Origin of the sequence: Paraburkholderia steynii (assembly GCF_900100565.1) — a bacterium.
Lineage (GTDB): Bacteria > Pseudomonadota > Gammaproteobacteria > Burkholderiales > Burkholderiaceae > Paraburkholderia > Paraburkholderia terrae.
The window spans coordinates 138,079-151,255 of the sequence record NZ_FNDI01000005.1 but is presented as its reverse complement, the minus strand read 5'-3'; the positions used below and the strand labels follow the sequence as shown (position 1 = coordinate 151,255).

Here is a 13,177-nt window from a genome sequence, read left to right as displayed (position 1 = left end):
GACCAAAAACAAAGCGCGGATGCCAGCAAGAAGCCCAGGCGGACCAAAAACAAAGCGCGGATGCCTGCAAGAAGCCCAAGCGGACCAAAAAACAAAGCGCGGATACCCGCAAAGAAGCCCAGGCAAACCCATCCCAGCGTCGCAGACAAACGCCCAAGTCATCTTGTCTCACAAACAGCAGATTTTCCGGCTATCGTTCCTATAGGGAGAATGCATCCGCCCATAACTTGCGAATGGAGAAAGCGCCCCCAAATGGGCAAAGCATTTGCTCTACAATCTTTTTTCTCCAGTCTGCGAGTGATCAATGGTTCCGCATTTAGTCACGGCGTTAAACGGCCCGCTGCTCGACCTCGAGCGGAAGATCCTCGACGCCACGCCCGCCATCGAACGCTGGTTCCGTCTCGAATGGCAGGAGCACACGCCGCCGTTCTATTGCTCGGTCGATCTGCGTAACGCCGGTTTCAAGCTCGCGCCCGTGGATACCAACCTGTTCCCCGGCGCGTTCAACAACCTGCCGCAGGAGACGCTGCCGCTTGCCGTGCAGGCGGCGATGGCGTCGATCGAGAAGATCTGTCCGGACGCCAAGAACCTGCTCGTGATTCCCGAGCGTCACACGCGCAACGCGTTTTACCTGGAGAATGTCGCGCGGCTCGCGACGATCATGCGTCAGGCGGGCCTGAACGTCCGCTTCGGCACGCTCGACGAAAGCATCGTCGGGCCCGTCACGATCGCGCTGTCGGACGGCCAGAAGATCGTGCTGGAGCCGCTGGAGCGATCGGCACGCCGTATCGGGCTGAAGAATTTCGATCCCTGCTCGATTCTGCTGAACAACGACCTGTCGAGCGGCATTCCGCCCGTGCTCGAAAATCTGCACGAGCAGTATCTGCTGCCGCCGCTGCACGCGGGCTGGGCCGTGCGCCGTAAGTCCACCCATTTCTCGTGCTATGACGACGTCGCGAAGAAGTTCGCGAAGATGGTCGAGATCGACCCGTGGATGATCAATCCGTACTTCGCGCATGTCGAAGGCGTCGATTTCGAGGCGCGTACGGGCGAGGAAGCGCTCGCCGATGCAATCGACGGCGTGCTGAAGAAGATCGCCAAGAAGTATCGCGAGTACGGTATTTCGGAACGGCCGTATGTCGTCATCAAGTCGGACGCGGGCACGTACGGAATGGGCGTGATGACGGTGCATGACGCGTCGGAAGTGGCCGCGCTCACCAAGCGCGAGCGCACTCGCATGTCGACCACGAAGGAAGGCCTCGACGTGCATGACATGATCGTGCAGGAAGGCGTCTACACGTTCGAGCGCATCGGCGAGGAAGTGGCCGAGCCCGTCGTGTACATGATTGACCGGTATGTGGTGGGCGGCTTTTATCGCGTGCATGGCAGCCGCGAACGCGACCAGAATCTGAACGCGCCCGGCATGCACTTCGTGCCGCTCGGCTTCGAGCACACGGCCCTGCCGGATGCGCATGCGAAACCGGGCGCAGCGCCGCCGAACCGCTTCTACATGTACGGTGTGGTGGGGCGGTTGGGGCTGCTGGCGGCGTCGGTGGAACTGGAGAAGACCGATCCCGAGGCGATCCAGGTCTGATCGCGCCCGCCGTTGCGCTCGACCCTGGACAGGCACCCCGCAAGCGCGTAGAGCGCGCTCGCGGTAGGCTGACGCTCCCGCCGCGTCGAACGCGGCAGCATTTGCAGGCGGATGCGCTGCATCAGCGCCTCCGCCTTACGCTATAACGAACAATGTGTGGCCCGCGAGGGCGCCTCAGGAACTCCATGGACATTCTCTTCATCGCCGACCCGCTTTCCCGCTTCAAGATCTACAAGGATTCGACCTACGCGATGATGGCCGAGGCCGCGAAGCGCGGTCATACGCTGTACGCGTGCGAGCCGCAGCATCTGGCGTGGACGGGCAGCGGCGTCGAGGCGGACGTGTATCGCTTCGAGATCGTCGGCGATCAGTCGGACGGTCATCGCGATGTGTGGTTTGAAGCGCAACCCGTCGAGGCGCGCGCGTTGACGCGCTTCGGCGCAGTGGTGATGCGCAAGGACCCGCCGTTCGACATGGAATACGTGACGTCGACGTGGTTGCTCGAATTGGCCGAGCGCGCGGGCGCGCGCATCTTCAACAAGCCGCAGGCAATCCGCGATCACTCGGAAAAGATGGCGATCGGCGAGTTTTCGCAGTTCGTCGCGCCGACGCTCGTTACGCGCGATCCGGCGCGTTTGCGCGCGTTTCACGCCGAGCATGGCGACGTGATCCTGAAGCCGCTCGACGGCATGGGCGGCATGGGCGTGTTCCGCGTGAAGGCGGACGGCATGAATCTCGGCTCGATCGTCGAGATGCTGAGCCACGACGGCGCGCGTTCGGTAATGGCGCAGAAGTTCATCCCCGAGATCAAGACGGGCGACAAGCGCATTCTGCTGATCGGCGGCGAGCCGGTGCCGTATTCGCTCGCGCGCATTCCGCAGGGCAACGAAGTACGCGGCAACCTCGCGGCAGGTGGACTGGGCGTCGCGCAGCCGCTGACGGCGCGCGACCGCGAGATCGCCGAAACGCTCGGGCCGGTGCTGAAGGCGCGCGGCCTGTTGCTGGTCGGGCTGGATGCGATCGGCGACTGGCTGACGGAAGTGAACGTGACGAGCCCGACGTGTTTCCGCGAGATCATGGATCAGACGGGCTTCGACGTGGCGGCGATGTTCATCGACGCGCTAGAGAAGGCCGTCGGTTGAATCGGCGCGGTGCGTCGCCATGTTCCGTGATGGAAGTTCGTGCGATGGCCAGCCAAGCGAGAAAAGGCCGAAAGCGCGAAAATGAGGCTGTTACAATGCCCGCTCCCCTGAAAGCGGCCCGCGAGGGCCCACGCGATCCGGCCCCTTGGCGGTCGGATCTCAGGCGAGTTCGATGGCGTGCTTTGTTCGCCGCGTCTGCGCCGTTGTTTCGGCTGCCGGACAGTGGAACGGAAGCACGGCCGCGATTTTCGGGCGGTTTTCTGCAGCAAGGCTGACATGGCAGGCATTCTGATCATTGCGCACGCTCCCTTCGCCTCCGCGCTTCGCGAGTGTGTCTCTCATATTTACGGCGGCTTGCCCGCTCGCATCGGCGTCATCGACGTGTCGGCGGATTGCGATCCCGCCCAGGTCGTGGCGTTCGCGCATGCCGAGATCGACAGGCTGAGAGAAGACAACGGCGCGCTCGTGCTGACGGACATGTTCGGCGCGACGCCGGCGAACATCGCGTGCCGGCTCGCGTCGATTCCCGATGTGCGCGTGCTGGCAGGTGTGAATCTGCCGATGCTCGTGCGCGCAGTCTGCTATCGCGCGACGCCGCTCGACGTGCTCGTCGACAAGGCGCTGGCGGGCGCGACCAAAGGCGTACAGGCTGTCGGACCGGCGACGCCGGCCGTTGCCGCCTGTGCCGTCGCGAACACCGACGATTGTCTTCCCGTCGCGCCGCCGGACAAGGTGCTCGCCGAAAGCTGCAAGGCAGCCAGCGACACCGGCTGCAGCGGGACCGCCAGCTGAGCACCGCGCACAAGATTTCTGCTTTACCTCGATAACATCAACACCAGCGCATCGGACCAACACATGCTGCAACAGGAAACGACTATCGTGAACAAGCTGGGGCTGCACGCACGCGCGTCGGCCAAACTCACGCAACTCGCCGCCAACTTTCAGGCGGAAATCTGGATGAGCCGCAACGGTCGGCGGATCAACGCGAAGAGCATCATGGGCGTGATGATGCTGGCGGCGGGAATCGGCAGCACGGTGGTGATCGAAACGGAAGGCGCCGACGAGCAAGACGCGATGGACGCGCTGCTCAAATTGATCGCCGACAAATTCGGCGAGGGGCAATAAAAAATCCGCTGCTGCATTCGTTCTGCATGCAAGACGCCGCGCGATGTCGCGGCGTTTTCTTTTGGTCCGCCGGATTTCGCGCCGGCGCGCGGCTTACTGCGACATTCGATGCTGCGCTGCACAGCAACGATATGCGGTACGGAATTTATAATGGTCGTCGGGGTCTGAGAGCATTGCAGCGGTTTGCCGCGGCATCACACAACTAGAGGAGGTGCGCGTGTCGTTCACGCTGCATGGAATTCCCGTGTCACGCGGTATCGCCATCGGGCGGGCATATCTGATCGCCCCGGCTGCACTGGACGTCGACCACTATCTGATCGAGCCCACACAGATCGAGGGCGAGGTGGAGCGTTTTCGCACGGCCCAGGCACTCGTGCATCGGGAGCTCGACGAGTTGCGCGCCGATCTCGCCGCCGACGCGCCCTCCGAAATGGGCGCGTTCATCGACGTCCACACCATGATCCTGAACGATGCAATGCTCGTTCAGGAAACCATCGACCTCATCCGCACGCGCCGCTACAACGTCGAGTGGGCGTTGACCGAACAGCTCGAACGTCTCACGCGCCATTTCGACGAAGTGGAGGACGAATACCTGCGCGAGCGCAAGGCCGATATCGAGCAGGTCGTCGAGCGTGTGCTGAAGGCGCTGGCGGGCGCGACGGGCGGGCTCGTCAACGGCATTCACGGACGCTGCGACGAAATGATCGTGGTCGCGCACGATATCGCGCCCGCCGACATGATGCAGTTCAAGGGGCAAACCTTTCAGGGCTTCGTCACGGATCTGGGCGGCCGCACGTCGCATACGGCGATCGTCGCGCGCAGCCTCGGCATTCCCGCAACGGTCGGCGTGCAGCACGCGAGCGCGCTGATCCGTCAGGACGATCTCATCATCGTCGACGGCGATCATGGCATCGTGATCGTCGATCCGGCGCCTATCGTGCTCGAAGAGTATTCATACCGGCAGAGCGAAAAGGCACTGGAGTCGCGCAAGCTGCAGCGCCTGAAGTTCTCGCCTACACAGACGGTGTGCGGTACGCGCATCGACCTGTGCGCGAACATCGAGCTGCCCGACGACGCGCAGGCCGCGCTCGACGCGGGCGCGACGGGTATTGGCCTGTTCCGCACCGAGTTCCTGTTCATGAACCAGAAGGACGGGATGCCGGAAGAGGAAGAGCAGTTCGCCGCGTACCGGCGTGCCGTCGAACTGATGAACGGCATGCCCGTGACGATCCGCACGATCGACGTTGGCGCGGACAAGCCGCTCGATTCGATCGGCGACGAGTACGAGACGGCGCCCAATCCGGCGCTGGGCCTGCGCGCGATCCGCTATAGCCTGTCCGAGCCGCACATGTTCCTCACGCAGCTGCGCGCGATCTTGCGCGCGTCGGCGTTCGGTACGGTGAAGATCCTGATTCCGATGCTCGCGCACGCGCGCGAGATCGACCAGACGCTGGACCTGATCCAGGAAGCCAAGCGTCAGCTCGACGACGCGGGCCTCGCGTACGATCCGAACGTGCGCGTCGGCGCGATGATCGAGATTCCGGCAGCAGCAATCGCGTTGCCGCTATTTTTGAAGCGACTCGATTTCCTGTCGATCGGTACGAACGACCTGATCCAGTACACGCTTGCAATCGACCGTGCCGACAACGCGGTCGCGCATCTGTACGATCCGCTGCATCCCGCGGTGCTGCATCTGATCGCGTTCACGCTGCGCGAGGCGAAGCGCGCGGGCGTGCCGGTGTCGATCTGTGGAGAGATGGCCGGCGACCCGACGCTCACGCGTCTGCTGCTCGGCATGGGCCTGACGGAGTTCTCGATGCATCCGAGTCAGGTGCTGCTCGTGAAGCAGGAGGTGTTGCGCTCGCATCTGAAGACGCTGGAAAAGCCGGTGGCGGACGTGCTCGCGGCGTTCGAACCAGAAGAGGTGCAATCGGCGCTGGATCGCGTCGCGCAGGCCTGACGCGCTTTCCCTTTCGGCGAGGCGAGTGGCGAGATTTACGACCGATGCCGCTCGCCGCACACCGGGCAATCCGGCTGGCGCGCGATGCGCATCGTGTTCCATTCCATCCGTAGCGAATCGAGCATCATCAGGCGGCCCACCAATGGCTCGCCGATGCCCGCGATCACGCGCAGCGCTTCCGCCGCCTGCATCGCACCGATAATGCCGACCGTCGGCGCGAACACGCCCATCGTCGAGCACGCCACTTCCTCGAACGGCTGATCTTCCGGAAACACGCACGCGTAGCACGGTGAATCTTCGCTGCGGAAATCGAACGTGCTGATCTGGCCGTCGAAGCGCAGCGCCGCGCCCGATACCAGCGGCACGCCGTGCTTCACGCAGGCGCGGTTGATCGCATGACGCGTCGCAAAGTTGTCCGTGCAGTCAAGTACGACAGTCGCTTGCGGCACGCTGACGTCCAGCCATGCATCGTCGACGCGTTCTGCTACGGCGTTAACAACGACTTCCGGATTCAGTTGCGCAATCGCGTCGCGTCCCGACTCGACTTTCAACCGGCCAACCGACTTCGTCACATGCAGAATCTGCCGCTGCAGATTGGTGAGATCGACGGTATCGGCATCGACCAGCGTCAGCTTGCCGACGCCCGCCGCCGCCAGATACATCGCGGCCGGCGAGCCGAGACCACCCGCGCCGACCACAATGGCGTGCGCGTCGAGAAAGCGTTGCTGAGCCTCGATGCCGAGTTCATCGACGAGGATGTGACGGGAATAGCGCAGGAGTTGATCGTCGTTCATGGCGGGGCGCGGCGTGTGTCGTAGGTGTCGCGCTGGCTGTGAAGAGAGACGGCGCAAGGTTCTCGTTATTCTAATCGCGCGGAGGAAAGTGTCTTCGCGGCATCGTGGGCCGCGAAGACACTGGGACAGCTCAGACGCTTACTTGGCCGGAACTGCCGGTTGCGAAGCGGGCTGCGTAGCCGAAGCGGGCGCCGCCGGGTTCGACGCCGTCGGCGTGGCAGGCAGCGCGGGCTTCACAGCGACAGGCGCCGAAGCCGATTGAGCCGGCTTGTTCTGCGCGAGACGCCGCTCCATCAGCGACTTCGACTCCTGCACCGGCTTGCCTTCGAGCTTGTTCAGACCTTGTTGCAGCATGAAGTCGTCGTTGGAACCGAATTCGACCGGCTTGCGGTCACGATCCTTCTGCTTCTGTTCCGGCGTCTTCTTGTCGTTCTGCTCTTCGAGCAGACGCAACTGGTCCATGCGCTCCTGTTCGCGCTGTTCCTGTTCCTTCTTCTCGTTCGGGTCTTGCGTGTTCGCAAGGTGATTCGAGTAGTCGACTTCGCGCGTGACGAGTGCGTCATCCGGATCGCCGTCCGCGTATTGATCCACTGCAACGTCGGGGCGGATGCCCTTGTTCTGGATCGAACGGCCGCTCGGCGTGTAGTAGTAGGCGGTGGTCAGACGCAGCGCCGAATCCGCTGTCATCGGACGCACGGTCTGCACCGAGCCCTTGCCGAACGTCGTCTTGCCGACGATGAGCGCGCGATGCTGATCCTGCAGCGCGCCCGCGACGATTTCCGACGCCGACGCCGAGTACGCGTTGGTCAGCACGATCATCGGAACGGTCTTGAAGATGGACGGCAGGTTCTTCAGCGGATCGGTGTCGAAGGACGGCAGACGATAGTTGTCGTAGGTGTCGCGATAGACCTGCTTCGAGTCCGGAATCTGGCCGTTCGTCGACACGACGACGGAATCCGGCGGCAGGAACGCACCCGCGACGCCGACGGCGCTTTGCAGCAGGCCACCGCCGTTGTTGCGCAGGTCGAGGATCAGGCCCTTCAGGTTCGGCTGCTGGCGCGCGATGTCCTGCAGCTTGGCTGCGAGGTCGGGCACCGTGCGTTCCTGGAAGCTCGTGATGCGGACATAAGCGTAGCCCGGCGCGAGAATCTTCGACTTCACGCTCTGGACCTTGATGATCGCGCGCGTGACGGTAAGCGGGAACGTGCGGTCGTCGGTCTTGCGGAAGATGGTCAGCGTGACCTTCGTGCCCGGGTCGCCGCGCATCTGCTTGACGGCCTTGTCGAGCGTCATGCCGCGCACGGGCTTGTCGTTGATGCGGGTGATCAGGTCGCCCGGACGGATGCCGGCGCGGAACGCGGGCGTGTCTTCGATCGGCGAGATGACCTTGATGAGGCCGTCTTCCTGCGAAATTTCGATGCCGAGGCCCGCGAAGCGGCCCTTGGTCTGCTCCTGCAGTTCTTCGTAGTCGGTCTTGTCGAGATAGGACGAGTGCGGGTCGAGGCTCGACACCATGCCCTTGATCGCGGCCGTCAGCAGCTTCTTGTCGTCGACGGGCTCCACATACTCATGCTTGATTTGCCCGAAGACTTCGGCGAAGAGTCGCAACTGATCGAGCGGCAAAGGCGCGGTCGCCGATGCGGGTTGTTGGGCCGAGGCGCTGAGTTGCAGGGTTGCAAAAACGCCGGTAGCCAGGCCCGCGGCGATAAGGCCGATATTTTTCAGGTTCTTTCGCATAGAGTGTGTTGCGGTCGGAAGCGCGTGGCAGCGTCAAAGGAAAAAGGACGGACAAGTATAACTTGACGCTTGCACGGCCTGTACGTATGGGTGATCGGGTTTCGACAGCGGTCGCGCTGCGAGGTTCTAAGGATCGCTGCCGTCCTGCGCAGCGACTGTGCGCTGGCGGACGCCCGCAACGCCAAAAGTGCCGCCACGCATGGGCTGAACTGCCGATACCGTTGCGTGCGCATCGGTATGGATTGCTTGCGTGTAGGGATCGCAGCGCAACGTCCGGCCATCTCGCGACGACGCATGATGGCGCCAGCATGGCGGGTACATGGCAATGCTGTCAGGCAAGCGCACGGCACGCGCGAAGCGCGCGTGCCGTGACCCGCAGCGGCATGGCGGCGGGTCACGATCATTGGACTGGCCGTGATCAGCCTGCCTTACCCTGCTTCGCGACAGCGGCCTGCGCCTTCGCGATCGCTTCCTGATCGCCGAGGTAGTAGTGCTTGATCGGCTTCAGGTCTTCGTCCAGTTCATAGACGAGGGGCACGCCGTTCGGGATGTTCAGCCCGACGATGTCGTTGTCGGAGATGTTGTCCAGATACTTGACCAGCGCGCGGATCGAATTGCCGTGTGCGGCGATCAGCACCTTGCGGCCCGACTTGATCGCGGGCGCGATCGATTCGTTCCAGATGGGCATGACGCGCGCGACGGTGTCCTTCAGGCATTCCGTGAGCGGCAGCTGCTCGCGCGGCACCTTCGCGTAGCGCGGGTCGTCGTACGACGTGCGCGAATCGGTCGGCTCGAGCGCGGGCGGCGGCGTGTCGTAGCTGCGGCGCCAGACCAGCACCTGCTCGTCGCCGAACTTCGCGGCCGTCTCGGCCTTGTTCAGGCCCGACAGCGCGCCGTAGTGGCGCTCGTTGAGACGCCACGAATGCACGACGGGCAGGTACATCAGGTCCATCTTGTCCTGCACGTGCCACAGCGTGCGGATCGCGCGCTTGAGCACCGAGGTATAGGCGATATCGAACGTATAGCCCGAGTCCTTGAGCAGCGTGCCTGCCTGCTGCGCTTCGAGGTTGCCCTGTTCGGTCAGGTCGACGTCGACCCAGCCCGTGAAGCGGTTTTCCTTGTTCCACGTCGATTCGCCGTGGCGGATGAGAACGAGTTTGTACATGTCGTTGCCGGTCGGTAGTGAGGAAGCGGGAATCGGGGCGGTACCGCAGCCTTCTGCTGGCGGTCGCCATCGCGTCAGACGGTTATTTTATAATGGTCGGATTGCCCTTTCCGATTTATCCCGATTTCTTCTCTTTTTCCGGCGGATCTTCCGTGAAGTTTTTCACCGATTACACCAACCTTGTACTGATCGCTGTCGCCCTCATCTCCGGGGCGTTGCTCCTCTGGCCGTCGATTTCCCGGCGCGGACGCGGCGGCCTTTCGGCGGCTGCCGCCACCCAGCTGATCAATCGGCGCAACGCCGTGGTCGTCGACCTGCGCTCCGCGGCGGAATACGCCGGTGGGCACCTGCCGTCGGCGCGGCACGTCGAATTTGGCGAGTTGCAAGCGAAAGTTGCCCAACTCGTGAAAAATAAGAGCAACCCGGTGCTGCTCGTCTGCCAGAACGGACAGCAGTCGAACAAGGCGGCACGTATTGTGCGCGACGCAGGCTATGCGGAAGTGCACGTGCTGGAAGGCGGCGTCAACGCCTGGCAGCAGGCGGGCATGCCCGTCGTCAAACAAGGAGTTGCGAAGTGAACAAAGTGATCATGTACAGCACGCAGGTGTGCCCGTATTGCCAGATGGCCGAACGTCTACTAAAGTCGCGCGGCGTCGATCACGTCGAAAAGGTGCTGATCGACAAGGATCCGGCGCGCCGTCAGGAAATGATGACGCGCACGGGCCGTCGCACGGTGCCGCAGGTTTATATCGGCGACACGCACGTCGGCGGCTATGACGATCTGTCCGCGCTCGATCGCGCGGGCGGTCTGACGCCGCTGCTGGCAGCCGTCGCCTGAGGTTTTGCCTTTGCGTCGCGCCGGTTACGTAGGCAGCGGCGTGCGGTAGCGAAAAAACAAGGCCGGGTTCGCACCGGCCGGCTGGATGCCGCCTTTCGGGGCGGCCCGCTTTGTAAAGAGATCTGGCGGCATTCGTCCGCCGCAACGAAATTTAGGGAGTAGAGACTCATGTCCGACGAGAACAACCAGCCGTTCTTCAATATCCAGCGCATCTACCTGAAGGACATGTCGCTCGAACAGCCGAATTCGCCGGCTATTTTCCTCGAGCAGGAAATGCCGTCGGTCGAAGTCGAAGTCGACGTGAAGGCGGAGCGCCTCGCGGACACGGTGTTCGAAATTCTCGTCACGGGCACCGTGACGGCCAAGGTCAGCGACAAGGTCGCGTTCCTGATCGAAGCCAAGCAGGCAGGCATTTTCGACATCCGCAACATCCCGGCTGAGCAGATCGATCCGCTCGTCGGCATTGCGTGCCCGACCATCCTGTTCCCGTATCTGCGTTCGAACATCGCCGACGCGATCACCCGCGCAGGCTTCCCGCCCATCCACCTCGCCGAAATCAACTTCCAGGCACTGTACGAGCAACGCCTCGCGCAGATCGCCACGCAGGAAACCGGCGCGGGCAGCGCTGCGCATCACTGACGCGCGCAGCCGGTGCCGGGTATGAAGGTCGCCGTTCTCGGCGCCGGTGCATGGGGCACCGCACTCGCCGGCCATCTGGCCGCGCGGCACGACACGGTGCTCTGGGCGCGCGACGCCGCGCTCATCGCCGAACTCTCCACGTCGCATGAAAACGCCCGCTATCTGGCGGGCGTTGCGTTGCCGTCCGCGCTTCGCTTCGAAGCGAATCTCGATCTCGCGTTAGATCACGCGCTCGCCGACGACGCGCTGTGCGTGGTCGCCACGCCCGTCGCGGGCTTGCGCGCCATGTTGCGCACGATGCGCGACATGGGCAAGGTGCCGGCGCACATCGTGTGGCTGTGCAAGGGCTTCGAGGCTGACACGCAACTGCTGCCGAATCAGGTCGTAGCTCAAGAGTTGAGCGGGCACGCGAGCAACGGCACGCTGTCGGGCCCGAGCTTCGCACGCGAAGTGGGGCAGGGGTTGCCCGTCGCGTTGACGGTGGCGAGTGCGTCGCCGGCATGCCGCGAGCGGACTGTCGCGGCGTTCCATCACGGCGCAATGCGTATCTATAGCGGCGACGACGTGGTCGGCGTCGAAGTGGGCGGCGCCGTGAAGAACGTGCTGGCCATCGCCACGGGCATCGCCGATGGCCTCGGTCTCGGGCTGAACGCACGCGCAGCGCTGATCACGCGCGGTCTTGCCGAAATGTCGCGCCTCGGCGCGGCGCTGGGCGGCCGGGCGGAAACGTTCACGGGCCTCACGGGTCTGGGCGATCTGATCCTGACCGCGACGGGCGATCTGTCGCGCAACCGCACGGTCGGTATGCAACTCGCAACGGGCCGGTCGCTCGACGATATTCTCAACGCGCTCGGGCACGTCGCCGAGGGCGTGCGCTGCGCGCGGGGCGTGCTGTCGATCGCGCAGTCGCACGGCATCGAAATGCCGATTACGGAAGCCGTCTGCGACGTGCTGTTCAACAACGTGGCGCCACGCGATGCCGTCAGCGCGCTGTTGCGCCGCGACGCGAAGGCTGAATAGAAGCCGTTGTCCGAAGCGGGCCTCGCGGCCCGCAACCCATTGCAGCAAATTGCCTGAAGGTCTTTTACGCAGCCGGTAATGGCCAACGCCGAACGGCTCGTTTCTTTTGCTGTCCACCTCCTATCGTTGTTGCATCGAATCTGGAGGTTTTCCCATGCTCACCATTGGCCATTGCTCGCTGGAGGCGCGCGTCGTCGACATCACGACGCTCGACGTCGACGCGATCGTCAACGCGGCGAATACATCATTGCTGGGCGGAGGTGGTGTGGACGGCGCGATTCATCGCGCGGCCGGCCCGGAACTGCTGCGTGAATGCGAAACGCTGGGCGGCTGCGTGACAGGCGACGCCAAGATAACGGGCGGCCATCGGCTGAAGGCGCGTCATGTGATTCATGCCGTCGGTCCCGTGTGGCACGGCGGCGAGCGGGGCGAGGCGACATTGCTGGCTGCGTGCTACAGGCGCTCGCTGGAGCTTGCGCGCGACGCTCAAGCGAAGAGCATCGCGTTTCCTGCGATCAGTTGCGGCGTCTACCGTTTTCCCGCGGACGAAGCGGTGCGTATAGCCGTTCAAACGGTAATCGACACACTGCCGCAAACGCCTTCCATCGAGCATGTGATCTTCGCGTGCTTCGACGAAGCAATGCACACGCGCTACAAGTCCGAACTCGAACGACGCCTTCAGGCACCGCCTTCGAAGCCCGCCTGACGCCACGCCTCGAACACGACTACGGCGACCGTGTTCGACAGGTTCAGGCTGCGATTGTCGGGACGCATCGGCAGGCGCACGCGCTGTTCGGACGGGAAGCGACTCAGCACGGCGTCCGGCAAGCCGCGCGTTTCCGCGCCGAACACGAACCAGTCGCCGGGCAGGAACGCGTGCGAATGGAATGGGCTGGAGCCGCGCGTCGTGAACGCAAACATGCGCGAGAAATCGGGCGCTTCGCTGTTGATCAGCGCGTCCCAGTTTGGGTGTACGCGCATCTGCGCGTACTCGTGATAATCGAGGCCTGCGCGGCGCATTCTCGCGTCGTCGAGCGGAAAGCCGAGCGGCTCGATCAGATGCAGGCGCGCACCCGTGTTCGCGCACAGGCGGATCACGTTGCCGGTGTTCGGCGGAATTTCAGGTTCGACGAGAACGACGTTGAACATATCAAGGTGAGTCG

14 protein-coding genes are annotated in these 13,177 nt (G+C 63.5%); 10 read left to right on the top strand and 4 right to left on the bottom strand.

The features are described from left to right. The first annotated feature begins 304 nt into the window (after positions 1-304). The 5 genes from gshA (at position 305) to ptsP (ending at position 5,821) form a co-directional block, all read left to right on the top strand. Positions 305-1,594 carry a glutamate--cysteine ligase gene (gene gshA, locus BLT65_RS11660; protein ID WP_007745871.1) on the top strand — a complete coding sequence of 430 codons (1,290 nt, stop codon included), beginning with the start codon at positions 305-307 and terminating at the stop codon, positions 1,592-1,594. A gap of 185 nt (positions 1,595-1,779) precedes the next feature. Beyond that, complete coding sequence (gene gshB, locus BLT65_RS11655; protein ID WP_091777860.1) at positions 1,780-2,736, top strand: glutathione synthase; 957 nt, start codon at positions 1,780-1,782, stop codon at positions 2,734-2,736. A gap of 276 nt (positions 2,737-3,012) precedes the next feature. Continuing rightward, positions 3,013-3,528, top strand: a complete 516-nt coding sequence (locus tag BLT65_RS11650; protein ID WP_091777858.1) for a PTS sugar transporter subunit IIA — start codon at positions 3,013-3,015, stop codon at positions 3,526-3,528. Positions 3,529-3,591: 63 nt separating this feature from the next. After that, positions 3,592-3,861 (top strand): HPr family phosphocarrier protein, encoded by a 270-nt coding sequence (locus tag BLT65_RS11645; protein ID WP_042306356.1) that lies wholly within the window; start codon positions 3,592-3,594, stop codon positions 3,859-3,861. Positions 3,862-4,078: 217 nt separating this feature from the next. Further along, complete coding sequence (gene ptsP, locus BLT65_RS11640; RefSeq protein ID WP_091777856.1) at positions 4,079-5,821, top strand: phosphoenolpyruvate--protein phosphotransferase; 1,743 nt, start codon at positions 4,079-4,081, stop codon at positions 5,819-5,821. 35 nt (positions 5,822-5,856) lie between these two features. Here the strand turns inward: ptsP and BLT65_RS11635 are convergent, their stop codons facing one another. From BLT65_RS11635 to gpmA, 3 genes are all read right to left on the bottom strand, one after another. Next, positions 5,857-6,615 (bottom strand): HesA/MoeB/ThiF family protein, encoded by a 759-nt coding sequence (locus tag BLT65_RS11635; RefSeq protein WP_091777854.1) that lies wholly within the window; start codon positions 6,613-6,615, stop codon positions 5,857-5,859. 138 nt (positions 6,616-6,753) lie between these two features. Continuing rightward, complete coding sequence (locus BLT65_RS11630; RefSeq protein ID WP_042306354.1) at positions 6,754-8,352, bottom strand: S41 family peptidase; 1,599 nt, start codon at positions 8,350-8,352, stop codon at positions 6,754-6,756. 418 nt (positions 8,353-8,770) lie between these two features. Further along, on the bottom strand, positions 8,771-9,517 hold the full coding sequence (gpmA, locus tag BLT65_RS11620; RefSeq protein ID WP_035986836.1) for a 2,3-diphosphoglycerate-dependent phosphoglycerate mutase: 747 nt from the start codon (positions 9,515-9,517) through the stop codon (positions 8,771-8,773). 152 nt (positions 9,518-9,669) lie between these two features. On the opposite strand from gpmA, the gene BLT65_RS11615 reads away from it, so the two are divergent. From BLT65_RS11615 to BLT65_RS11595, 5 genes are all read left to right on the top strand, one after another. After that, complete coding sequence (locus tag BLT65_RS11615; RefSeq protein WP_007577684.1) at positions 9,670-10,095, top strand: rhodanese-like domain-containing protein; 426 nt, start codon at positions 9,670-9,672, stop codon at positions 10,093-10,095. Next, entirely contained in the window at positions 10,092-10,355 is a 264-nt protein-coding gene (grxC, locus tag BLT65_RS11610; protein WP_035986834.1) for a glutaredoxin 3, read from the top strand. The genes BLT65_RS11615 and grxC overlap by 4 nt, the downstream gene beginning before the upstream one ends. Positions 10,356-10,523: 168 nt before the next feature. Continuing rightward, entirely contained in the window at positions 10,524-10,994 is a 471-nt protein-coding gene (gene secB, locus BLT65_RS11605) for a protein-export chaperone SecB (RefSeq protein ID WP_007577679.1), read from the top strand. A gap of 21 nt (positions 10,995-11,015) precedes the next feature. Then, positions 11,016-12,014, top strand: coding sequence for an NAD(P)H-dependent glycerol-3-phosphate dehydrogenase (locus BLT65_RS11600; protein WP_091777850.1), 999 nt, complete (start codon positions 11,016-11,018; stop codon positions 12,012-12,014). Between the two features lie 154 nt (positions 12,015-12,168). Beyond that, positions 12,169-12,720, top strand: a complete 552-nt coding sequence (locus tag BLT65_RS11595) for an O-acetyl-ADP-ribose deacetylase (RefSeq protein ID WP_091777849.1) — start codon at positions 12,169-12,171, stop codon at positions 12,718-12,720. On the opposite strand, the gene trmL is transcribed toward BLT65_RS11595, so the two are convergent. After that, positions 12,693-13,163 (bottom strand): tRNA (uridine(34)/cytosine(34)/5-carboxymethylaminomethyluridine(34)-2'-O)-methyltransferase TrmL, encoded by a 471-nt coding sequence (trmL, locus tag BLT65_RS11590; protein ID WP_091777847.1) that lies wholly within the window; start codon positions 13,161-13,163, stop codon positions 12,693-12,695. The two genes, BLT65_RS11595 and trmL, sit on opposite strands and share 28 nt — an antisense overlap. Positions 13,164-13,177 lie beyond the last annotated feature (14 nt).